Origin of the sequence: Cryobacterium algoritolerans (genome assembly GCF_004402785.1) — a bacterium.
Lineage (GTDB): Bacteria > Actinomycetota > Actinomycetes > Actinomycetales > Microbacteriaceae > Cryobacterium > Cryobacterium algoritolerans.
The window spans coordinates 38,823-60,306 of record NZ_SOFP01000040.1; the positions used below are offsets into that span (position 1 = coordinate 38,823).

A 21,484-nucleotide genomic window follows, 5' to 3' on the forward strand; every position below is an offset into this window, starting at 1 on the left:
CATCATGGCCCGAATACTAGCGCCGGTTCGACCGGCGCGGGCAGGTCATTTCGGGCGGGCTCCGCCGGACCGGCCGGTCAGGGCTGCGGCTCTGGATGGGGCGCCGTCGCATCGGTCGCCGGCCGCACAAAGACGTAGTCGTTGGCGGCGTCGAGTTCGGGGCGGAGCCCCTGGTCCAGGGCATCCGTGAACAGCGCCCGGGATCGCTCGCGCAGCCGGGCGGCCGCGGCCGGGTCGTCGGCCCGCAGCCGCTCGAAGTCGACGTTCAGCGGCAGTCGCAGGCGCGCGTCCCAGGCCGGCCGCGGTGCGGCGGCGAGGGCTTCGCGCACCCGGTCGGACTCGAGCAGCCAGCGCACCTCGAAGCGGTCGCTCCGGTCGCTGCCGGTGATGACGTCGTCGAGGCGGCCGTAGAAGTCGGGCAGGAACCGCACGACCTCCGCGCCGAGCTTGACCAGGTTGAAGTGCGCGTTGCGGCGGATCAGGGGGTCGAAGGTCCAACGCATCTCGACGATGTCGTGCTCGAGGCAGACCGCGCGCTGGAACAACTTGAGCGCATAGCCGACGCCGCCGCTGCGCCGCCACGGCACCACGGCCGCCATGTGCGAGTGCAGATGGATGCCGTCGCTCCAGCCGAGGAAGCCCAGCGTCGCGCCGACCGCCTTGCCTGCCTCGCCGGCGACGAGCACGGTGTTCCCGGCGTAGTCGAGGGCGAGCAGCATCGAGCGGTCGGGGCTGCGGCCGGCACCCCAGGTGCGCTCGAACAGGCCGATCACCGGGGTCATGTCGCCGGGTTCCGCCATCCGCACGGACACCCCTGCGGCCAGGGCTGCGGCATCCGCCAGCCGGTAGGCCTCGGCGACGACTTCGGGCTCAACGCTCATGCAACGAGTAGACCACATCCCCCGCGCGTGGGTAACTCAGGAGATCCGCTGGACTGTGTTCGCAGGCGGCCCGGAACAGGGCATTCCGGCACGGATATCCTGAGTTGGCCACGGGGCGGGCCGGACACCGGGCAGACGGATGCCCCGGCCACGCCTAGTGGCCGCGGCCGGAGACGACGTCGGCGATGCTCGCGATCGGGGAGGTGGTCTGTCGCCGGGTCAACTCGGCGCGGTCGGCGAACGAGTAGGCCCGGTAGAGCGCGTGCACGGCGAGCCAGCGCAGCGGCTCCGGCTCCCAGTTGCGCACGCGATGGTTCACCCAGGGCAGCCCGGTCAGTCCGGTGTCACGCTCGAGGATCAGATCGGTCAGGGTGCGCCCGGCCAGGTTCGTCGTGGCCACCCCGGTGCCCACGTAGCCGCCGGCCCAGGCTAGTCCCGTGACCGGGTCGAGCCCCACGGTCGCCGCCCAGTCCCGCGGCACGCCGAGCACGCCGGACCAGGCGTGGTCGATCGCCACGCCGGCCGTCGCCGGGAAGAACCGGGTCAGGATGCCTCGCAGCGCCTCGACCGTGCTCGCCGGGGTGTGCCCGTCGGAGTCGGTCTGCGAGCCGAAGCGGTAGGGCACTCCCCGGCCGCCGATCGCAATCCGGTCGTCTGCCGTGCGCTGCGCGTACATGTACGCGTGCGCCATGTCGCCGAGGGTCTCGCGGCCGTTCCAGCCGATGCTCTGCCAGACGGCCTCACTGAGCGGGGCCGTCGCGATCAGCGACGAGTTCATCGGCAGCCAGGCCCGGTGCAGGCCCTTGAGCCCCGCCGTGAATCCCTCCGTGGCGCGCACGACGAACTCCGCATCCACCGGCCCCCGGCCGGTGACCGCCCGGCGCGGAGTGATCTCGATCACCCGGGTGTTCTCGTAGATCTCCACGCCGAGCGCCTCGACCACACTGGCAAGCCCGGCCGCAAGCCTGGCCGGGTGGATGCGGGCGCAGTGCGGGTGCCACATCGCCCCGGTCGTGCCGGCCACGTCGATCCGGGCGCGCGCCGCCGCCGGGGAGAGGAGTTCGACATCCGTCATGTCCCACAGCTGCTCGGCCCGAGCGGATGCCTCCAACCGCTGTTGCTGCGGCTGATCGTAGGCCACCGTGAACTCGCCGCCCTTGACGATGTCGGCTTCGATACCCTCGGCGGCGGCGACCCGAATCACCTCGTCAACGGTGTCGTTCATGCTCGTCTGGAACCTGCCGGCGGCCTCACGCCCATGGCTGGCGACATACTGCTCACGACCGCCGGTGACCGAGTTGGTCAACCAGCCGCCGTTTCGCCCCGAGGCGCCGTAGCCGGCGAAGCGCTGCTCGAGGATGACGACGCGCAGCGCCGGGGCGGCCTTCTTCAGGTAGTAGGCCGTCCACAGCCCGGTGTACCCGGCACCGACGATGCACACGTCGGCCGTGATCGGCCCGGGCAGCGGCGGGCGCGGGGCGCTGCGACCGATCTGGTTCCACCAGAAGGAGACGTCGCCGTTGATCACGCGCGCGCGGCCAGCCGGTCTTCCATCCCCCACGCCTCGCCGTAACCACCCTCCTCGATCGGCGCACTCATCAGGTCGAGGAACGGTTTGGCGTCGAAGGCCTCCGGGCCGAGCACGCCGATGCCGCCCCAGGTGCCGGCCGCCAGCAGTTCCAGCGCGATCACCGGGTTCAACGCGGTCTGCCAGACCACGCATTGGGCGTCGTACTCCCGCATCGTCCACTCGTTGTCGCTCACGTGATACAGATAGACCTCGCGCCGCCGGCCGCCTGGCCCGGTGCCGGTGACCCACACCCCGGCGCAGGTCTTGCCGGTCATCCGCGGGCCGATCGTGGCCGGGTCGGGCAGGCTGGCGGCGACGACGTCGCGCGGGGCGACCATCGCCGGCCCGGCCGCGCTGCGCACGCGCACCGGTTCGACGCTGTCCAGGCCGAGCAGGTGCAGTGTCTTGAGCACGCCGATGAATTCCTCGCCGAGGCCGTACTTGAACGTGACCCGCTTCGCGTCGAGCCAGCGCGGCATCAGCAGCACTTCCTCGTGTTCGACATTGACGCACTCGACCGGTCCGATGCCCTCGGGGAAATCGAACATCTCCGGTTCGCTGAACGGTTCGGTAGTGAACCAGCCGCGGTCCTTCTCGAAGATCACCGGCGGGTTCAGGCACTCCTCGATCGTGGTCCAAATGCTGAAGGAGGGCGCGAAGATCTCGTTGCCTGCCTCGTCACGCACCACCAGGTTGGCGCCGTCGCGGGTGCCGAGTTCGTCGATCTCGCGGAACAGGTGGTCGGAGGCGTAGCGGGCGAAGACATCCGAGAGCCCGGGCTCCACGCCCATCCCGACGAGGGCGAGCCGCCCCGCGGTCTCCCAGTCCGCTGCGAGCGCGAACTGGTCGTCGCCGAGTTTGACACCGGTTTCGGAGTACGGATTCGTCGGGTGCGGCTCGGACAGGCTCACGGCCATGTCGAGGTAGTCGCAACCGGCGGCGAGCGCCCCGGTGAAAATGGTCGGCACGAACTTGGGTTCGACCGCGTTCATCACGTGGGTGGCGCGGTGTTCGCTGGCCACGGCCGCGACCCGATCCGGGTCGCCGGCATCGATCTGTGCCGCCGTGAACCGACTCGCGACCTCGGGCCCGTGCTTGGCCGCGACGGCGACGACGGTGCGTTCCGCCCGGGCAAGGTCGTAGTCGCAGACGATGACGTGCTCGAAAAACGTGCGGCGGGCGATGATCTTCGCGAACGCGTCGCCGACGCCGCCCGCCCCGACAAGGAGGATTCTCATGGCACGACGCTACCCTGCGGCATCCGCCCCTGTCTGCCCCGTCTTCGGTCGAATTCGACGGAGATTGTGGGCGAAAACGTTGTTTTGGGGGTGTTTCAGGCGTCTTTTCCGGCAATTCTCCGTCGAATTCGACGGGGTGACGGATGCCGCGCCGCGAGCTGCCGTTCGCCGTCGAGTTTCGCGGCGACCGGCGCCCAGAGCAGCACGGCCACCCCCACTCCGAGGAGCAGTCCACCGATGGTGTCGGTGAGCCAGTGCGCGCCCAGGTAGGTGCGGCTGACCATCATCACCCCGGTGTAGAACGCTCCGGCCGGCCAGACCCAGACCCGCGGGAAGAGGATGGCCAGGCAGACGGCCATCGTGGCCGCGTTGGCAACATGGCCGGACGGAAACGAGCCGAAGTCGCTGGTCACCAGCATGTCCTCCGGTCTGGCCCGCCCGAACAGGTTCTTCAACAGCTGGACGAGGCCGCTGCTCACGACCGTCGCGGCGAGGAAATACCCGGCCGCCCATTTTCGTCGAAGCAGGAGGAAGGTGCCGAGGATGAGCACGGGGATGACGATCACGCCTGCGATACCGGCGCCGAGGAAGTTCATCGCGAGCGACAAGTACTCCCAGACGGGTGCGCGGTGCTCGATGATCTCGTCCATCCACGCGGCGTCGATCCGCAACGGGCGGCCGTTGTCCCGGTACACGATGAGTGCTCCGAGCCCGAACGCCAGCGCGACCGCGGCCAGCGCGCTCACGAGCGGCCAGCGCCGGGCGATACGGCGTGCCGCGGGGGCGGCGGCGGTCTCCGGGGATCTCTCGCTGGTCATCCGTCAATGCTAGATCGTGACGCAGGTCGTACGGCTCGTCCCACACCCGAACTCCCCGTCCGCGCGCCCGAGGTCAGCCTCAGTGTTCGAGGGCGGGCACGGAGCGGGGCCGCACGACGGTCCAGAGCACCACGATCGCGACCAGAGCAGTGGTTCCCATCACCGCGCCCATCGGGATGGCATTGCCCACGCCGAGCACGCCGACGATCGGCGAGATCAGGCCGGCGACGCCGAAGTTCGCGGCGCCGAGCAGGGACGCGGCGGTTCCTGCCTCGTGCCCGTGCGCGCTGAGGGCGATCACCTGCACGCTCGGCAGGGTGAACCCGCAGGCCGCGATGAAAAACCAGAGTGGCACCAGGGTGCCCCACAGCCCGGCGCCGGCCAGGTCGAGCAGCACGATGGCCGCCGAGGTGATCACCAGCACCACGGTGGACACCGCCACGATCCACTGCGGGCCGACGTTGAACCGGTGCATCAGCCGGGAACTCAACTGCACCCCGGTGACAATACCGAGCGAGTTGACGGCGAAGAGGATGCCGTACTGCTGCGCGCTGAAGCCGTAGACCTCCTGGAACAGGAACGACGAGGCCGAGAGGTAGGAGAACAGTCCGGTGAACGTCATCGCGCCGATGATCGCGACACCGACGAAGATGCGGTCGCTGAGCACGGCCCGGTAGCGCTGGGCGAGGGTGTTGTGCCCGATGGTGTGCCGTTCGGCAGCGGGCAGGGTCTCAACGATCCAGAATGCGACCGCGAGGATGACGACGGCGCCGTAGGCGGCGAGCACCCAGAAGATCCCGCGCCAGCTCATCACAAGTAGCAGCTGGGAACCGATGACCGGGGCGAGCACTGGCGCGAGGCCGCTGATCAGGGCGAGGCGGGACAGCATCCGCACCAGCGGCTTGCCGCCGAACAGGTCGCGCACCATGGCGAGGGCGACGACTGCGCCGGCCGCCGCACCGAATCCTTGAAGCAGGCGGAACACGCCCAGCCAGACGATGTCCTGGGAGAGCGCCGCGCCGACGCTGGCGAGGATGTGGAACCCGGTGGCGAGCATAAGCGGCAGCCGGCGGCCGACGTTATCGCTCCACGGGCCGACGATGAGCTGGCCGAAGCCGAAGCCGATCATCGTGCCGGTGAGGGTGAGCTGGATGGCCGCGGCCGAGACGCCGAGTTCGTTCTGCAGGGTCGGGAAGGCCGGAAGGTACAGGTCGATGGTGAACGGGCCGAGCGCGGTGAGCGCGCCGAGGACGAGGACGTAGACGAGGCGCTGGCGCCGGGTGAGGGCGTCCCCGGGGTGCGGGGCGGTCGACCGGAGCTGGGCCTGGGTGATCACAGGGATGACGGCGGTAGTCACGTGGTGGAGTTCCTCGGTGTCGTTGGGGAGTGTCTGGTGGGGCGCCGGCCGGGCGAGGCTGACAGGGGCTGGAGACGGCGTTCGGGCACCGAGTCACGGGCGACGCTGCCGGCAGCGGATGACGGGGCCGCCGTGTGGGACAAGCGAGCCCGGGCCGTTCCTATTCCCTCTGCCGGGATCCGCGCCGAAGATTGCGCGAATCAGCCCGATCGCGCACAGTACCCGGCAGGCTGGACAGCCTCGGCCGGGACGCGTCAGGCGGTCGGGGCGCCGCGAACCGGGTGCAGAGCTGAACACCCGGCGAACCAAGACTTCACACCCCCGGCCGGGCCGCCACTCAGTCGGGCCGGTACGCCGCGGCGAGGCGCGCACTCGCCCGCTCAAGCCAAACGGGTGCGTCTCGGGTCGCTCTCTCATGGCCGCCGGCGAGGTCGGTCAGGGATATCGCGGCCGCGAACCCGATGGTCGGCGCCTCGATCACGCCGGCAACGAGCATCGCCTGCGCCCCGACGTCGGCGGCGAGCGCGGCCAGGAAGCCCGGCACCTTCCCCGCGACCGATTGGGCGTCGAACCGGCCTTCCCCGGTCACCACAACGGATGCCACCGCCACCGCCGCCGGAACCCCCAGAGCCGCCGCCACGGCATCGGCCCCCGGGGCGAGGGTTGCCCCCCAGGCAAGTAACCCGAAGCCCGTCCCGCCCGCGGCCCCGGAACCCGCAATGTCAGTCGCGGCCGCACCCGCAGTCCCAGTTCCAACCTCAACCCGAGTCCCCGCCCTGCCGTCGCCGACAAACGCCGCCCACCGAGCCAGCCCCGCCTCCAGCTGCGCCACTTGCTTCGGGCTCGCACCCTTCTGCGGGCCGAAGACGGCGGCCGTGCCCCGCTCGCCGAGCAGCGGGCTGGTCACATCGCTGAGCACGAGCGCACCTCCCGGCGGTAGCGGACGCAGGCCGGCAAGGTCCACGCTGGCCAGCCGGGCGAGACCGCGGTTGCCCGGCGGCACCGGCCGGCCGGCCGAGTTGAGAAAGACGCCGCCGAGCACGCTGAGCACGCCCGAGCCGCCGTCGGTCGAGCCGCTGCCGCCGACGGCGAGCAGCAGCCGGGTGACTCCCTGGTCCAGGGCCGCGATGATGGCCTGGCCAAATCCGAGGGTGTGCGCGTCGAGCGGGCGCAGCCGGTCCTGCAGGGTGATCCCGCTCGTCGCCGCCAGCTCGACGATACCGGTGCCGTCCGGCAACAGCAGCCAGTGCGCGTGGACCGGGCGGTCATCCGGGCCCTGCACGGTCACCGGCATCCGTCTCGCGCCGGGAACGGCGAGCTCGAACGCGTCGGTGGTGCCCTCGCCGCCGTCGGCCATCGGCAGCAGTCGCAGCCGGTCCAGCGGGCGCACGGATGCCCAGCCCGCGGCGATCCGGCGGGCGGCATCGCTCGCCCCGATCGTGCCCTTGAACGAATCCGGCGCGATCACGACCACACGAGCGCCGGCCGGGGCCGGGGCATGAGCCCCGGAACGGGGATTCGACACGGGTGACCTCCGATTCTGTTGCGTGGCCATTCTGCTCCGGATGTCCCGGCCCACGCGACCGGCCGCTCCGGCCCGCGCGACCGGCCGCTCCTGTTCCGCCGCCCGGTTCCCCACTCCCATGTTCCCCACCCGGCAGGCCCGGCACGCCCGCACTCAACACGGCTAGGGTGAGGCGGTGACCGACTACGCCGCTCTCCCCATCGACGCCGTTTCCCGGGCCGCCCTGGCGGCCGACGACCTCGAGCTTCGCCTGGTCGACCCGACGGACGCGCCCGCAGTGAAGCGGTGGCTTCAGGCGGATGCCCGCGGCTTCCACGATGCCGCTCCGAGCGAGGAGTCGCTCGCGGCCCAGGCCATGGAGGTTGCCGGCGACCGGATCACCGCCGTGCTCGACCCTGCCGCCGCGGATTTCGCCACGCCCGTCGCCACGGTGCGGTGCTGGCCGATGGACGTCACCGTTCCCGGCGGGAGCCTCTCGGCCTGGGCGATCAGCTCGGTCACGGTCGCCCCGACGCACCGGCGGCGGGGCATCGCCCGAGCCCTGCTCACCGCCGAGTTGCGCACCGCCGACCGGCTCGGCCTGCCGCTGGCCATGCTCACGGTCTCCGAGGCCACCATCTACGCTCGCTATGGCTTCGGACCGGCCGCGTACCAGGCCGGCTACGTGATCGACACGACCCGCGCCCGCTGGGCCGGACCGGTGCCGACCGGCCGGCTGCACCTGGTCGCACCCGAGTCGCTCCTCGCCGACGGGCCGCTCGTCTTCGCCCGGTCCAGGGTCCTGGCCGGTGCCACCGGCGAGGTCGACCGCAGGGAGGTCTGGTGGCGGCAGGCGCTCGGCCTGACGCCGACCATACCGGGCGCGCCGGGGCTCACCCTCCGCGCAGTGCGCTTCGACGACGCCGACGGCACCCCCCAGGGGTTTGCTCTCTACCGGGTGGCCCTCGGCCAGAACGCCTACCCGGCCCGGCTCGACCTCACCGACCTGGTCGCGGCGACCGACGACGCCTACGCCGCACTCTGGCGCTTCCTGCTCGAGATGGACCTGGTCAGCGAGATCACGGCCCCACTCCGCAGCGTGGCCGAGCCCGTCCGCTGGCAGGTCGCCGATCCGCGCGCCCTGCGCAAGACCGCCGAGCGCGACCACCTCTGGCTGCGCATCCTCAACCTGCCGGTCGTGCTCGGACGGCGGCGTTACGCCGCGCCGGGCACCTTCCACCTCACGGTGAGCGACGACCTCGGATTCGCCGACGGCGAGTTCCTGCTCACCGTGGATGAGAACGGCCGCGGCGACGCCCAGCCGGCGACCCGGTCGACCGCATCCGACGCCGTGCGGGTCTCCCTGTCGGCCGCGGACCTGGCCAGCGTCTATCTCAGCGGCACAAGCGCGGTCACCCTCGCCAGGTCAGGCCGGCTCCGCGAGGGCAGCACGGATGCCGCCGCGCACCTCGACGCCGCCTTCCACACGGCGCAGCCGCCGCACCTGAGCACCTGGTTCTGAGCCTCGCGCCGGGGAGATCAGCACCGCCTCCCCGCGAGGTTTGTCCCGAACGCCGGCCACTGGGGCTTGGTCAAACCAAAAACTTACGGTGTATGTTTATCTTGTAAGTAAGAGATGTCGACTCAGTCAGGTCTGTCAACAGGAAAGTGCAGGAGTGCGAAATGGCATCACCGCGCAGGGCAGCGCCAGTGCCACGCGTCCGTTTGAACCGCGAGCGGGTGATCGCCGCAGCGATCGTCATCGCCGACGCCGGGGGGCTTGAGGCCCTCACCATGCGGCGCCTCGGCGACGACCTGAACGTGGAGGCCATGTCGATCTACAACCATGTGGCCAACAAGGACGACCTGATCAACGGGATGGCCGATGCGATCTTCGGTGAGATCGAGTTGCCGTCGCACAGCGACGACTGGAAGAGCGCCATCCGCAAGCGCTCGATCTCCTTCCGCGAGGTCCTGGCGCGCCACCCCTGGGCGACCACCGTGCGAGACTCTGGGACCAACCCGGGACCGGCCACCCTCCGACACCATGACCGGGTGATCGGAACCTTCCGCAACGGCGGGTTCTCGGTGGAGAAGACGGCCCACGCGTTCTCGGCCGTCGACAGCTACATCTACGGTTTTGCGATGCAGGAGAAGAGTCTGCCCTTCACCACGCCGGAGGAAACGGCGGCGATGGCCGCGATCATGCTGGCGCAGTTGCCCCGCGGCGAATACCCCTACCTGGCCGAGCTCACGGCCGACCACGTGTTGACGCCGGGGTACTTCTACGGTGACGAGTTCCTGGTCGGGCTCGACCTCGTGCTTGACGGGCTCGAGACCATGCTGGAAACCGACCAGCGCCGCGGCTCACAGCCGCCTCACAGCCGCGCCGCAACTCGTCCATCGGCGCACGCCGTAACCTTGAATCGACGTGTCAGTCCAGACGAAACGGTGCACAGCTAGATGAACAGCAACGCCTACGGCAAGCCAGTCCCCCCGAAGAAGGACCGCCGCGAGCAGGCGCGCGAAAGCGCCCGGCTCATGCGCGAGGAGCAGCACAAGCGCGACAAGCGCAAGAGCCTCTTCCTGCGCGGTGGAATCGGCGCCGGCCTGCTCGCCGTCGCGGCGATCGTCGTCCTGGTAATCGTGAACAGCGTCGGCCCAGCCGTCGGCGGCCCGGCCAACATGGCCAGCGACGGAATCCTGCTCACCGGCAACGGATCGGTGATCAAGGCCACGCCGACGAAGGCCCTCGCGGCCGACGCCAAGCCGATCGCGACCGACCGCACCGCCCTGACCAAGACCGCTAACATCGCGATCTACGTCGACTATCTATGCCCGTATTGCGGCCAGTTCGAGGCCACCAACGGCGCACAGATCGCGAGCTGGGTGACGGCAGGAAACGCCACGCTCGAGTTTCACCCGATCTCAATCCTCGACTCCAACTCCGCGGGCAGCAAGTATTCCACCCGGGCCGCCAACGCGGCCGCCTGCGTGGCGAATTACCGGCCGGACGACTTCCTCGCGGTGAACACCGCCCTGTTCGCCAGACAGCCCAAGGAAAACACCGCCGGGCTCACCGACGCCGCACTGGCCAGTCTGGTCAAGACCGCCGGAGTCACCGACAAGAAGGTGGACTCTTGCATCACCGACCGCACCTTTGCGAGCTGGCTGGGCACCGCCACCAAGCGCGCGCTGGCCGGCCCGCTGCCGGATGCCGACATCAAGAAGGTCAGCGGCACTCCGACCGTGCTGGTGAACGGGGTCACGTACAAGGGTGCGCTCGACAACGCGACCACGTTCTCTGATTTCGTCACCGCCCAGGTCACCGCGGCGAAGTAGGTTCGCCCCATGCAGGTGTTCGGCCAGACCGTCGACGACGAGACCCGCTGTGTGCACTACCGCACGTCGGCGGACATCGTGGCGATCAAATTCGCCTGCTGCGGTCGGTTCTACCCCTGTTACCACTGCCACACGGCCGGGGAAACCCACCCGGCGAGACAGTGGCCGGCGTCGGAGTGGTCTGAGCCGGCCATCCTCTGCGGTGCGTGCGGGCGCATCCTGAGCATCACCGAATACCGGCAGGTCACCCGGTGCCCGCACTGCCTGGCCGCGTTCAATGAAGGATGCCGCGCGCACGCGCACCTGTACTTCGAGCTTCCAGAGCCCTCCGCCTGATCTCGTAGTCGGCCTGCCGCCCGGGGTGGCCCCGGCATCGAGCCGCGGGCGGTAAGCGCCGCCGGGCATCGCGGTCTGCGCTTACTGCGGCCCGGCCCGCTCGGTCAGCCAGGCGAACGGATCGGTGGGGGTGACCCCGTCGAGCAGGATCTCGAAGTGCAGGTGCGGCCCGGTGCTCTGCCCGGTCGAGCCAACGGCGCCGAGTTCGTCGCCGACGGATACGGCCTGGCCGACGGCCACGGCGAGCGAGCCCTCCTGGAAGTGCGCGTAGACACTGCTGACCTGCCGCCCGTCGATCGTGTGGTCGAGCACAGCGTGCACGCCCAGGCCACCGTCGTCGTAGGCCGACACTTCGCGGACGACGCCGTCGGCAATCGCATGAACGGGGGTTCCCTCGCCCGGCAGCAGGTCGAGCCCCTTGTGGAACGTCGAGCAGCCGGCGCACGGCGCGTCTCGCGGACCAAAGGTGTCGGACAGTCGCGCCGCCGTTGGGAACGGCCAGCGCACGGCCGGTCCGGTCGCGGCGGCGGTGCTCGCCACGGCGACCGGCGCCTGGCCGACGGAGTAACCGTCACGCGCGATCGTCGCCTCGAGCACGTCGCCCACAGCCAGGCCCTGCGCCTGACCGGCCTCCGCCGCCGTGACGCTGAGCGGCAGCCCGGCGGCGGCAGCCCGATCGACGGCCTGGGCCGGGATGGCAAGCACCGTGATGAGCAGGGCTGCGAACACCATGGACAGGAAAGCGAACGTGGCCGGCCTACGCGTCCGCACAGGCGCCTTTCGTCGGCGTGCACAGGCGAGTCGGCGTGTTCACGCCAGGCACAGGGGAAATGAGGTGGGGCATCGTGGAATCTCTCGTCTAGGGTCGGGAAGCGAAGACCTCAGCAGACGGAGATGCGTTCACGGCAAGGAGTTGGCCCAAGGGAACGACGCTCCCTCGTCGGGAAGTGTCCTGGGGCACACCTGGATCGGCATCGGGTCAGGCGCGCAAGACTTGAGAATATCTCAACGCCCTGTGAAAGCCATGACCGTGCCGCCGGACTCCGCCGCGCGCTCGCCCGGCGATGGTAGCCCGGCTGCAGTCAGACGGCGGCGAGCAGCGCCGCCAGCGAGTCGAGCGCCCCCGGCACGAGGCGGTAATACGCCCAGGTGCCGCGCTTGTCCCTGGTCAGCAACCCTGCCTCGACGAGCACCTTGAGATGGTGCGACACGGTCGGCTGGCTGAGTCCGAGCGGTTCCGTCAGGTCGCAGACGCAGGCCTCGGCATCGACATGGGCGGCCACCATCGAGACCAGGCGCAGCCGCGCCGGGTCGGCGAGCGCCTTGAGCGACCTGGCCAGCTCGTCCGCGGCCTCCGCTCCGATCGCGTCCCGGCGGGCCGGCGGCGAGCAGGCGGTGTCCGTCTCGGCGATCACGGCATCGTCGCGCAGGCTTGCCGCGATGGGCTGGATCTCGATGAACGACATCTGGATAGTATCCCCCATAAATTGACATCCATCGATGCATTCGCCAGACTCCATACCGACGCCGCTCGAACCAGTGGCGCAGATCGACGGAGCCGCATGCCATCCCCCGAACCGACCACCGAGTCGTCCGCCCGCCTCGGCTTCACCGATCGGTTGCTGCCGGTGTGGATCCTCTCGGCGATGGGCGTCGGGCTGCTGCTGGCGGTCTTCACCCCGGCCATCGGCGACGCCCTCGGCGCCGTCACGATCGGCTCGGTCAGCGTCCCGATCGCCGTTGGGCTTCTGGTCATGATGTATCCGGTGCTCGCCAAGGTGCGTTTCTCGGATGCCCGCGCCGTCGCCGGCGACCGTCGCCTCCTCCTCTCCTCACTGGTGTTGAACTGGCTCATCGGCCCTGCCCTGATGTTCGCCCTGGCCTGGATCTTCCTGCCCGACCTGCCCGAGTACCGCACCGGCCTGATCATCGTCGGCCTCGCCCGTTGCATCGCCATGGTGCTGATCTGGAACGAACTGGCCTGCGGCGACCGGGAGGCGGCCGCGTTCCTCGTCGCCGTCAACTCCGTCTTCCAGGTCGTCGCCTTCGGCGCCCTCGGCTGGTTCTACCTGCAGGTGCTTCCCGGCTGGCTCGGCTTGTCGACCACCAGTGCGGTGTTCTCGTTCTGGGCGATCACCGCCAGCGTGCTGGTCTTCCTCGGCATCCCGCTGCTGGCCGGCTACCTGTCCCGCCGGGTCGGCGAGGCCACCCGCGGACGGGCCTGGTATGAGGACCGTTTCCTTCCCAGGGTCGGCCCGCTCGCCCTCTACGGCCTGCTCTTCACAATCGTGCTCCTCTTCGCCCTGCAGGGCCGGCAGGTCATCGACCGGCCGCTGGACGTCGCCCGGATCGCCCTGCCCCTGCTGGTGTACTTCGCGGTGACGTTCCTCTGCGGATTCCTGCTCGGTCGGCTGGTCGGCCTCAGTTATCAGCGCACGACCACCCTCGCCTTCACCGCCGCCGGCAACAACTTCGAGCTGGCGATCGCCGTGGCCGTCGGCACCTTCGGCGCGTCGAGCGGCCAAGCCCTGGCCGGGATCGTCGGCCCGCTGATCGAGGTTCCGGCTCTGCTCGCCCTCGTCTACCTGGCCCTCTGGCTGCGCTCCTGCCTGTTCCCCGGCTCGGCGCCCCCGCTATTCACCGCCACCGAACCGGTCCCCGAACGGGTTTAGCCTCTTCTCACCACTGCCCTGCACGCCCACTCGAGATGAAGAACTGGCCAGAGTATCGAGTCCGTTCGCCCGATCCGCGACGAGATCAAGGCCCGGATCGAGAAGCTGCTCGCCGAGATCCTCCCGGCCGCCTGACCCTCGCCGGCGAGTTCGACCTTTCCGGTCATGGTCGACCGCCCGTGGGCCGGTCAGGGCCGGAAAGGGGAGACCCTACCTGCGCACCAGCTTCGCCACGGTGAAGCCGCCGGGTGCCACCGTCACCGTGCTGGACGGTCCGCCCGTCCGGTCGCCTCGCCCGGACGCCGCCGGTCTGCCGATCGCATCGAACGCCTGCTGCTGCAGTCGGAATCCGCGCGGTACATCCACCGTTCGCAGGGCCGTCTCCCCGTCCGCGCTGACGTAAACGGTGCTGTTCCCGGCAGGCCCGGTCACCGAGATGGTGGAGACGAGCGGCTGCACCAGAAGGGCGTCCACGGCGGCAGGACCGTCGGTGGCCCCCACGAAGGCGGTGACACCGGCCGGGAGGGAGCGCTGGAGCGTGAGCGGAAAGAGCCGGCCCGGCGCATCCGTGATTCCCTGCGCGCCCGCACCGCCGTTGGCGGTACGGCCCAGCCTTGCCGTACCGGCGGACCAGGTCGTGGTGCCGGAGGGCGCCTCGGCCTGGTTGACGATCGGGTACACGTTGCGCGCCTGGTCGGCGGCGGGAACGGGGATGCTCACGGTGTCACCGGCGGCCAGGGCGACGTATGCTCCGCCCGAGAGATTGGCCTCGCCGGTCCACGCTGATGCGGGCCGGACAACGGCGCCGGTCCCGGTGATCGTGCCGGCCTCGGCCTCGACGACACTCAGGCCGTTGGTGCCGACCGTCCTGTTGATGCCGAGTGCCTTCGCTTTCAGCGTGAGGTTCGCGTCCAGCGCCAGCATGGTGAGCAGGGCGTGGACGGTTGATTCAGCGCCGGAGTTGGGGTTGACCCGGCCGTCGTGTTCGATGCCGTCGATGGCGGAGCCGGTGGCCGGATCGTAGGCAGGCAGCCCGCTCCGGTTGGCGCCGAAGAACCAGCCGGCGGTGACGGCGGCCAGGTCGATCAAGCCGGGGGCGTTCGCTGCTTTGGCCGTGGCGACCAGGCCCTGCACCCGCGAGTCGACGCCGTAGGCGATCTGCGCCTCACCGGGGGTGGGGCTCCAAGCGTTGTCCGGTCCGCCGGCGGCGAGCAGCTGCGCCGTGAACTGGGCGGAATCCCTCACGGCCGCGCCGAGCAGGTCGGTCCGGCCGAGCGTGGCGGATGCTGTCGCGACGGCGGCAGGGGCCATGCCACCCCAGGCATGCCAGAGGGTCTGCGACTTGTTCCACGGCATGATCGCCCCAAACGGCCACTCGTTCACCGATCCTGAGGACATCGCGGCGACGCCCTCCGTCAGCTGGGTGAGAGTGGTGCTCGCCGCAGTGTCGGAGGGCGCCGCCGCGACGTAGGCGGAGAGTCCGAGCGCTGCCTCGGCCGAGGCATCCGCCCCGCCCCCGATCAGCCAGGCTGGCACCTTCACGCCGTCGGCCACATCGAACCGGCCGAATTTGGCCAGCGACTGGCGACCGAGCGCGTCGAGGGAGAGATGCAGCCGGTCCTGGAGGAACGCGGCGAACTTCGGATCGGCGACCGTGAAGGCTGCGTACCCCTCGCCGAGGGCCCAGACCGTGCGGGCAACCCAGTACGACTCGGCGGAGTCGCTCGGATCGGGCAGCTCCCTGGGCGTTGCGCTCGGCGTCAGCGTTCCGTCGGCCTGCTGCCAGAGCACGACGTTGCCCGCGTTCGGGCCGGTGGAGGTCTGCAGGTAGGTCAGGGCGCGGAGCGTCTGCATCGCGTGCTCCCGACTGCCGGCGTCGCCGGTCTGCTGCCAGTGGCGCAGGTAGACGACCGCGGTGCGGGCGATGTCGTCGGCGTTGTACGCTCCCTGACTCCAATGGCCGGTGGCCGGGTTGAGCGACCCGCCGCCGACGCGGCCGTAGCTGCCGTCGGGCAACTTGTTCGAGTAGGTCCACGGCGCCTGGGCGGTCGGCGTGGACTCGATGCCGTAGGTCGTGTGGCCCTCGATGGCCGTGAGTGGCACAACGCCCAGGAGAAAGTCGAGATGCGCGAGGTTGGTCAGGGGCGCCGAGGCTCCCTGCCCACCATCGGCGACGGATGTCAGTGGCGATGCGGCCGCGGCGGCCGGGCCCGCCCCGAGCAGAAGCATCGACAGGGCGGCCGCGAGCGCGACGACCGTGAGGGTGGATGATGCGCGAACGGCGGTGTACGTCATTGTGGGTCTCCTGGTTCGAGTGCTGAACCGGTTCAGCACTGTTAACTAAACCGGTTAAGTTGAATGCTGTCAAGAGAAATCGCCCAGAAAGGCCCCCGAACACGGGACGAATGGACCTCGGATGCCGCACACGCCACCCCAGGCGGCGATCGTGCGCCGTGGCCGTCGGAGCCGATCCGAAGCGCGCAGTCCATTCCCAGCGGGCGGTTCTAGCCTCGGGGCATGGGAGCCAGCATTCCAGAGGAGATCGACAGCGGCAACAACCCCGGTCACCCGATCCGGCGCCTCCTGCTGCGTTGCCGCGCCTGGGTGGAGCTTCATCGCAGGGTGCGCTGGATCTACCGCATCCTGGTCGGTCTGCTCGGGGCCGGGATCGTGGGCATCGGCCTCATCCTCGTCCCCCTGCCCGGCCCCGGCTGGCTCATCGTCTTCCTCGGGCTCGCGGTCCTCGGCACGGAGTACCCGGCGGCTCATCGGGTCGGGGCTTTCCTCAAGCGCATCCTGACCCGACTCTGGGCCCGGTGGCGAAACCGCGCCGCCGCAACCCGCGTGGCCCGAGAAGCAACCCGCGGCACGGCCACCACCGACTAAGTGGCCGGTCCCGCCTGTCGGCGCGGCCGGCGGAGGGTGGACCGTTTCGGCTGGGATTTGAGCTGCGTGCGCACCGAGTCGAGGATGTCCGTGACCGCGAGCAGGTCGGCCTGGCTGATCCGGTCGAACAGCATCTCGCGCACGAGCCGCACGTAGCCGGGGTTGCCGGCTGCCAGGCACTCGGCGCCCCGGGGAGTGAGGTGCGCGACGACCGACCGCTCGTCGTCGCCGGCCGGGCGGCGGGCGACCAACCCCTTCCTCTCCAGCTGGTCGACCTGGTACGTCAGACCGCTCCGGGAGACGGTGAGATCGTCGGCGATGTCGGTCATCCTTCGGCCCCCCTCCACCCCCTCGCCGATGCGGGCGAGGATCTCGAACTGGGCCAGGGTGAGGCCGACGGCATCCCGAAGCTGCCGGTCGGCGGCGTATTGCACGATGTTGGATGTCTCGAAGATCGCCGCCCACGCGCGCATCTCATCCGGGGTCACCGCCGGTTGGAAATCATCCGGGGGAATACTCATCGGTCACTCCTAGTTGTTTCGAATACGAAGCACTTCCGTGAGGGCCTGTTCCTAGTGTCCCTCTCCCCCAGCAGAAAAAGGACCTTCATGAGTACCCCCACCGCACTGAGCACCGCCGCCCCAACCAGCACCGCCGTCTACACCGCCTCCGCCACATCCTGGGGCGGCCGCACCGGCAAGGTCGTCACGAGCGACAGCAAGCTTGACCTCGACCTGTCAATGCCGGCCGAGATGGGCGGCGACGGCGGGCCCGGCACGAACCCGGAGCAGCTGTTCGCCAGCGGCTGGGCGGCCTGCTTCCACAACGCGCTGAAGGGCGTCGCCCGGCAGCGGAAGCTGGACGTGGCGGACTCGGCGGTCACCCTCACCGTGCACCTGGTCGGCGGCATGGCCACCGGCTTCGATTTCGAGGTCACCATCGAAGCCCAGCTGCCCGGCATCGACGCCCGGGCCGCCCAGGAGGTCCTTGAGGCCGCGCACCAGGTCTGCCCGTACTCCCGCGCCACCCGCGGCAACATCGCCGTCACCCTCGTCGTGGTCGACGACGAGGACTAGGCACGGGGCGCGGCTGAGCCTCCCAGCGCTCTCCCGCCGGGCCCCGATAGGGTTTCCCCATGATGCACCTCGGTACGCCGCGCCGCAAACTCCTCGCGCTGGTGACCGCAATCGTCGTGGTCGTCGTCGGCTCCGGCTTCGCGCTCGGCGGCTCGATCCGCCGGATTGAGACGATCGCGGCGCCGGCGGCCTTCGACCCTGGCACGATTATCAGCGACTACAACTTCTTCAACCCCGACGCCATGACCGAGGCCGACATCCAGTCGTTCCTTGAGCACCGAAGGTGCGTCGCCCGGGCGGACGCGCCGTGCCTCTGGGAGTTCAGGGAGGCCACCACGGCCCAGCCCACCCAGGGCGCCGGGCATTGCGCGGCCTATCACCCGGCCGCCGCCGAGCGCGCGAGCCGCATCATCGCCAAGGTCGCGAAGGCGTGCACCATCAGCCCGCGGGTGCTGCTGGTGCTCCTGCAGAAGGAGCAGTCCCTGCTGACCCGACCCAGCGCATCCGGCTATCTGCGCGCGACCGGGTACGGCTGCCCCGACACCGCCGACTGCGACACGGAGTATTTCGGCTTTTTCAATCAGGTCTACCGGGCGGCCTGGCAGTTCCGGCAGTACACCCAGGAGCCGGACCGTGCCTACAAGGTGGGCGTCGTGGATGTCGGCTACAACCCTGACCCCACCTGCGGGGCGTCTCCGGTGCGCATTCGAAACCAGGCCACGGCCAACCTCTACAACTACACGCCGTACCAGCCCAACAAGGCCGCCCTGGCCCAGCCGGGAGACGACGGCGACGGCTGCTCCACCCACGGCAACCTGAATTTCTGGCTGTTCTACACGGCCTGGTTCGGCCCCGCGCAGACGGAGGGCTATCCCACCGTCTTCGGGTCCTGCCTGAACCTGGTCGGCGGCCAGCCGTGCCGCGCGCAGGAGTTCTGGCCGCGCTGAGGCAGCACGCTCGCCTTTCGGGCATGGCCGGTGCGGTTCGGGCGACCTCAGTGCGTTTCGGGCATCAGGATGGTCAGCACGAGGTCAGCGCCGAACAGCCCTGGGCGGCGGTGAGGAGAGCGGCGTCGAACGAATTGAGGTCGACGAGCACGCCGTTGAGATCGTGTTCGAATTTCTGCTGCACACCGATCCGCGGGTTGGCGGCGGTGTTCCAGCCGCCGTACCCGAATTCACTGACAAAGCGGATTCACCGAAGAGGATCAATTCACACGAGAGCGCTGCAGCCTGACAAACTCATTTCCCGTGCAAACTCCAGTCCGCGGCAAACGGACGCGCGGCCTGGACCGGGAGCCCACTCCGCGCGTCCCAATGTCGGACCGTACAACAATGTGGGCAGGAGCAATAGACTGGCGCCCATGCAAGGTTTGACGAAGATGTCCGTTCAGCGCGTCAGCACCGCGGAACACGTGCGAGACCACATCACGACGCTGATCCTCGCAGGCGAGCTGAAACCCGGCACTCCCCTGCGGGAAAACGCGATCGCCACCGCTCTCAGCGTGTCCCGCAACACCGTTCGCGAAGCCGTGTTGCTGCTCGGCCAAAGCCGTCTCATCCGTCACGAGATGCACCATGGGGCGATCGTCGCCGAGCCGACCAAGGATGCGCTGATCAACCTCTACGACGCTCGTCGCGGACTCGAGGTGGGCGCCGTCTCCCTCCCCGCCGACGCCGAGAACATCGCCGGGATCAAGTCAGCACTCGACGACCTGGAACGCGCCGCCACGGAGGGCGACGACCGCGAGATCGTCGCGAAGGACCTCGCGTTCCATGCCGCCACGGTTCGCAATTTCCGCAGCGAGCGCATCGACGCCTTCTACGCCCAGATCGCGGTGGAACTCTCCTTCTTCCTCAACGCCCTCGCCGCCTCGCGTCTCGACTACGCAGAGGACGAGTCTTTCCTGGACGAACACCGGCGCATCTACGAGGCGATCGCTGCCGGGGACAGGGCGGGCGCCGCGCGCTTCGTCCAGGATCACATCAACGAAACCATTCGCCGGCTCCGCGCCCGGCTCGACGCCGCCGAAGCCTAGCCGTTCTTCCCGGACCCCCACCGCCCGGGAAGAACGACGCACCGTTACGGAAAGTCGAGGGTGATGACGGTGGGACCCGGGCGCCCGAGGGCCGCGCGGGCACGGGCGGCAGCATCCTGGGCATTCGCGGCGCGCTCGCCGGTCGCCCCGATCGCGTTCGCCAGGGCCACCAGGTCAGGCACATGCAGGTCCACGCCCACCGGGGCGATGCCCCGTGCCGCCTGCTGGTCGCGGATCTCGCGGTATCCGCCGTTGTTCGCAACAACGACCACTATCGTCAGACCCTGCTCGACGACGGTGATCAGCTCCTGGATTGAGAACATGAGCGCCCCGTCCCCGAGGAGCGCGATGACCGGCGCGTCGGGCCTGGCCACCTTCGCGCCGATCGCGGCGGGGAGGGCGTAACCGAGTGTGGCAACGCGCGGCATATAGAGGAACGAGTTCTTCGACGGGACGGGGAAGAAGTGCACGGTTCCGAAGTAGGTCACCTGCGAGGAATCGCCCGTGATGATTGTGTTCTCGGGCAGGGCCAGGCGGAGCTCATTGTTGATGTCAAACCAGAGTTCGCCGTCGGAGCGAGCTTCGGCCGCGAGGGCCGCCTTGAGCTCGGCCAGATCGCCGGCCGCTGCATCGGAAGGTTCAGCGAGGGCGCCCTGCTGGTCGAGAGCCGCCTGGATCGCGGTCAGCGCTTCGGCGGCATCCGCGTGGATGGCAATCCGCGCCGGCGCGTTGAGGGCCAGCTGGCTCTGGGCGATGTCGATGCGGATGACATGGGGCGACGTGATCTTGCCCTCCCACAGATCGGAGTCACCCAGTTCGCTTCCGATCACCAGCAGCGCGTCGCTGGCATTCAGCCAGTCCTGGGCCGCCTTCAGGCGAATCTGCGCCCCCAGCGAGAGAGGGTGATCCTCCGGCAGCACCCCCTTGCCGTTACAGGTCGAGATCACGGGTGCCGAGAGCGCCTCGGCAAGCCGGCGCACCTGCGCGTCGGCTCCGCGAGAGCCGCCGCCGACGATGATCGCCGGGTGGCTGGCGCCGCCGAGCAGCTGGGCAGCCCGATGCACGAGCGCGTCGTCCAGCGACGGGGTGGGCGTGGAACCGGCTCTGGCGATCCGGCCGTCCCAGTCCTGGCCGAGCACATCGCTCGGGATCTCCACGTAGACCGGCCGCGGACGCCCCGTGCGCATGACCTCGAAGGCGTGGGCGATCGCCTCGGTCGCTTCCCGCGGCGTCCTCGCCCGGGTGCTCCACTCTGTCATGCTCGCCATGGCGGCGAGGGTGTCCTTCGTGTCGTGGAGCTCGCCCCCGTCGAGGTGCTCCGTGCCGGAGGGTAGTCCCGATGAGATGATGAGAACCGGACGGGATTCCGCGTAGGACGTGCCCGCGGCGACCATGGCGTTCAGCGTGCCAGGGCCGCTGGTCGTGATGACAACGCCCGGCTTGCCTGCGACCTGGCTGTAGCCGTCCGCGGCGTAGCCGGCGCCCTGCTCGTGGCGATGGGTGACCGGCCTGATGCCCAGGCGCACGAGATGCCGGTAGATCTCGAGGTTGTGGGTGCCCGGGATGCCGAAGATCGTATCGACCCCGTGCGCCTGCAGGGTCTCGGCGACCGCCGCCCCGCCGTTGTGGTGGAGGGTAGTCGGGGGTGCGTCAGTCATCATTGTCGTCAACATTGCTCCATCGTAGGACAATTATCGGCAAAGACGTCATAATGTTCTACATTCATGCAATGATCGTCTGACCATCATCCCGATTTCACGCTCAAG

General features: G+C 69.6%; 20 protein-coding genes. 9 read left to right on the forward strand and 11 right to left on the reverse strand.

Annotated features, from left to right (window positions below):
- Positions 1-77 precede the first annotated feature (77 nt).
- The 6 genes from E3O19_RS07335 to E3O19_RS07360 all read right to left on the reverse strand — a co-directional run bounded on the left by E3O19_RS07335 (position 78) and on the right by E3O19_RS07360 (position 7,389).
- Positions 78-881, reverse strand: coding sequence for a GNAT family N-acetyltransferase (locus E3O19_RS07335; protein WP_134566600.1), 804 nt, complete (start codon positions 879-881; stop codon positions 78-80).
- 154 nt (positions 882-1,035) lie between these two features.
- Positions 1,036-2,409: an NAD(P)/FAD-dependent oxidoreductase gene (locus tag E3O19_RS07340; RefSeq protein WP_134566602.1), complete on the reverse strand. Its 1,374-nt coding sequence runs from the start codon at positions 2,407-2,409 to the stop codon at positions 1,036-1,038.
- Positions 2,406-3,689, reverse strand: a complete 1,284-nt coding sequence (locus tag E3O19_RS07345) for a saccharopine dehydrogenase family protein (RefSeq protein ID WP_134566604.1) — start codon at positions 3,687-3,689, stop codon at positions 2,406-2,408. Before E3O19_RS07345 ends, E3O19_RS07340 begins: the two co-directional genes overlap by 4 nt.
- 95 nt (positions 3,690-3,784) lie before the next feature.
- Entirely contained in the window at positions 3,785-4,507 is a 723-nt protein-coding gene (locus tag E3O19_RS07350; protein WP_134566606.1) for a phosphatase PAP2 family protein, read from the reverse strand.
- A gap of 79 nt (positions 4,508-4,586) precedes the next feature.
- Complete coding sequence (locus tag E3O19_RS07355) at positions 4,587-5,864, reverse strand: multidrug effflux MFS transporter (RefSeq protein WP_241981259.1); 1,278 nt, start codon at positions 5,862-5,864, stop codon at positions 4,587-4,589.
- 337 nt (positions 5,865-6,201) lie between these two features.
- Positions 6,202-7,389, reverse strand: coding sequence for a glycerate kinase (locus E3O19_RS07360; protein WP_241981260.1), 1,188 nt, complete (start codon positions 7,387-7,389; stop codon positions 6,202-6,204).
- A 175-nt stretch (positions 7,390-7,564) separates the two neighbouring features.
- Between E3O19_RS07360 and E3O19_RS07365 the strand changes: the two genes are divergently transcribed.
- The 4 genes from E3O19_RS07365 to E3O19_RS07380 all read left to right on the forward strand — a co-directional run bounded on the left by E3O19_RS07365 (position 7,565) and on the right by E3O19_RS07380 (position 11,046).
- Positions 7,565-8,890 (forward strand): GNAT family N-acetyltransferase, encoded by a 1,326-nt coding sequence (locus E3O19_RS07365; RefSeq protein WP_134566610.1) that lies wholly within the window; start codon positions 7,565-7,567, stop codon positions 8,888-8,890.
- Between the two features lie 161 nt (positions 8,891-9,051).
- Positions 9,052-9,831 (forward strand): TetR/AcrR family transcriptional regulator C-terminal domain-containing protein, encoded by a 780-nt coding sequence (locus tag E3O19_RS07370; protein WP_134566612.1) that lies wholly within the window; start codon positions 9,052-9,054, stop codon positions 9,829-9,831.
- Positions 9,832-10,710, forward strand: a complete 879-nt coding sequence (locus tag E3O19_RS07375; RefSeq protein ID WP_134566614.1) for a DsbA family protein — start codon at positions 9,832-9,834, stop codon at positions 10,708-10,710.
- A gap of 9 nt (positions 10,711-10,719) precedes the next feature.
- Positions 10,720-11,046: a CHY zinc finger protein gene (locus E3O19_RS07380; protein ID WP_134566616.1), complete on the forward strand. Its 327-nt coding sequence runs from the start codon at positions 10,720-10,722 to the stop codon at positions 11,044-11,046.
- 81 nt (positions 11,047-11,127) lie between these two features.
- Here E3O19_RS07380 and E3O19_RS07385 read toward each other — a convergent pair whose 3' ends face one another.
- Together E3O19_RS07385 and E3O19_RS07390 are read right to left on the reverse strand one after the other, a co-directional pair.
- Entirely contained in the window at positions 11,128-11,778 is a 651-nt protein-coding gene (locus E3O19_RS07385) for a M23 family metallopeptidase (protein ID WP_134566617.1), read from the reverse strand.
- Positions 11,779-12,128: 350 nt separating this feature from the next.
- On the reverse strand, positions 12,129-12,512 hold the full coding sequence (locus E3O19_RS07390; RefSeq protein WP_134566680.1) for an ArsR/SmtB family transcription factor: 384 nt from the start codon (positions 12,510-12,512) through the stop codon (positions 12,129-12,131).
- A gap of 96 nt (positions 12,513-12,608) precedes the next feature.
- On the opposite strand from E3O19_RS07390, the gene arsB reads away from it, so the two are divergent.
- Positions 12,609-13,718 (forward strand): ACR3 family arsenite efflux transporter, encoded by a 1,110-nt coding sequence (arsB, locus tag E3O19_RS07395; RefSeq protein ID WP_134566619.1) that lies wholly within the window; start codon positions 12,609-12,611, stop codon positions 13,716-13,718.
- 210 nt (positions 13,719-13,928) lie between these two features.
- Here the strand turns inward: arsB and E3O19_RS07405 are convergent, their stop codons facing one another.
- Positions 13,929-16,013 (reverse strand): carbohydrate-binding protein, encoded by a 2,085-nt coding sequence (locus E3O19_RS07405; RefSeq protein ID WP_134566621.1) that lies wholly within the window; start codon positions 16,011-16,013, stop codon positions 13,929-13,931.
- 222 nt (positions 16,014-16,235) lie between these two features.
- On the opposite strand from E3O19_RS07405, the gene E3O19_RS07410 reads away from it, so the two are divergent.
- The gene (locus tag E3O19_RS07410) at positions 16,236-16,604 is read left to right on the forward strand and encodes a PGPGW domain-containing protein (RefSeq protein ID WP_134566623.1); all 369 of its coding nucleotides are present in this window, start codon (positions 16,236-16,238) and stop codon (positions 16,602-16,604) included.
- Here the strand turns inward: E3O19_RS07410 and E3O19_RS07415 are convergent.
- Positions 16,601-17,125: a MarR family winged helix-turn-helix transcriptional regulator gene (locus E3O19_RS07415; RefSeq protein ID WP_134566625.1), complete on the reverse strand. Its 525-nt coding sequence runs from the start codon at positions 17,123-17,125 to the stop codon at positions 16,601-16,603. The genes E3O19_RS07410 and E3O19_RS07415 overlap by 4 nt on opposite strands.
- 87 nt (positions 17,126-17,212) lie before the next feature.
- Here E3O19_RS07415 and E3O19_RS07420 point away from each other — a divergent pair, with 87 nt between their 5' ends.
- From E3O19_RS07420 to E3O19_RS17785, 3 genes are all read left to right on the forward strand, one after another.
- Complete coding sequence (locus tag E3O19_RS07420; protein WP_134566627.1) at positions 17,213-17,680, forward strand: organic hydroperoxide resistance protein; 468 nt, start codon at positions 17,213-17,215, stop codon at positions 17,678-17,680.
- A gap of 59 nt (positions 17,681-17,739) precedes the next feature.
- Positions 17,740-18,627, forward strand: a complete 888-nt coding sequence (locus E3O19_RS07425; RefSeq protein ID WP_134566628.1) for a hypothetical protein — start codon at positions 17,740-17,742, stop codon at positions 18,625-18,627.
- Positions 18,628-19,043: 416 nt separating this feature from the next.
- Positions 19,044-19,718 carry a GntR family transcriptional regulator gene (locus E3O19_RS17785; RefSeq protein ID WP_166804510.1) on the forward strand — a complete coding sequence of 225 codons (675 nt, stop codon included), beginning with the start codon at positions 19,044-19,046 and terminating at the stop codon, positions 19,716-19,718.
- A 44-nt stretch (positions 19,719-19,762) separates the two neighbouring features.
- Here E3O19_RS17785 and E3O19_RS07435 read toward each other — a convergent pair whose 3' ends face one another.
- Positions 19,763-21,376, reverse strand: a complete 1,614-nt coding sequence (locus E3O19_RS07435; RefSeq protein WP_241981262.1) for a thiamine pyrophosphate-binding protein — start codon at positions 21,374-21,376, stop codon at positions 19,763-19,765.
- Positions 21,377-21,484: the final 108 nt, after the last annotated feature.

Bases quoted from the DNA above. Each gene is read 5' to 3' on its own strand.
- E3O19_RS07345 (WP_134566604.1), bottom strand. From the start codon at position 3,689: ATGAGAATCCTCCTTGTCGGGGCGGGCGGCGTCGGCGACGCGTTCGCG.
- E3O19_RS07385 (WP_134566617.1), bottom strand. From the start codon at position 11,778: ATGGTGTTCGCAGCCCTGCTCATCACGGTGCTTGCCATCCCGGCCCAG.
- E3O19_RS17785 (WP_166804510.1), top strand. From the start codon at position 19,044: ATGCAAGGTTTGACGAAGATGTCCGTTCAGCGCGTCAGCACCGCGGAA.
- arsB (WP_134566619.1), top strand. From the start codon at position 12,609: ATGCCATCCCCCGAACCGACCACCGAGTCGTCCGCCCGCCTCGGCTTC.
- E3O19_RS07425 (WP_134566628.1), top strand. From the start codon at position 17,740: ATGATGCACCTCGGTACGCCGCGCCGCAAACTCCTCGCGCTGGTGACC.
- E3O19_RS07350 (WP_134566606.1), bottom strand. From the start codon at position 4,507: ATGACCAGCGAGAGATCCCCGGAGACCGCCGCCGCCCCCGCGGCACGC.
- E3O19_RS07390 (WP_134566680.1), bottom strand. From the start codon at position 12,512: ATGTCGTTCATCGAGATCCAGCCCATCGCGGCAAGCCTGCGCGACGAT.
- E3O19_RS07420 (WP_134566627.1), top strand. From the start codon at position 17,213: ATGAGTACCCCCACCGCACTGAGCACCGCCGCCCCAACCAGCACCGCC.
- E3O19_RS07375 (WP_134566614.1), top strand. From the start codon at position 9,832: ATGAACAGCAACGCCTACGGCAAGCCAGTCCCCCCGAAGAAGGACCGC.
- E3O19_RS07370 (WP_134566612.1), top strand. From the start codon at position 9,052: ATGGCATCACCGCGCAGGGCAGCGCCAGTGCCACGCGTCCGTTTGAAC.
- E3O19_RS07415 (WP_134566625.1), bottom strand. From the start codon at position 17,125: ATGAGTATTCCCCCGGATGATTTCCAACCGGCGGTGACCCCGGATGAG.
- E3O19_RS07380 (WP_134566616.1), top strand. From the start codon at position 10,720: ATGCAGGTGTTCGGCCAGACCGTCGACGACGAGACCCGCTGTGTGCAC.
- E3O19_RS07335 (WP_134566600.1), bottom strand. From the start codon at position 881: ATGAGCGTTGAGCCCGAAGTCGTCGCCGAGGCCTACCGGCTGGCGGAT.
- E3O19_RS07435 (WP_241981262.1), bottom strand. From the start codon at position 21,376: ATGACTGACGCACCCCCGACTACCCTCCACCACAACGGCGGGGCGGCG.
- E3O19_RS07405 (WP_134566621.1), bottom strand. From the start codon at position 16,013: ATGACGTACACCGCCGTTCGCGCATCATCCACCCTCACGGTCGTCGCG.
- E3O19_RS07410 (WP_134566623.1), top strand. From the start codon at position 16,236: ATGGGAGCCAGCATTCCAGAGGAGATCGACAGCGGCAACAACCCCGGT.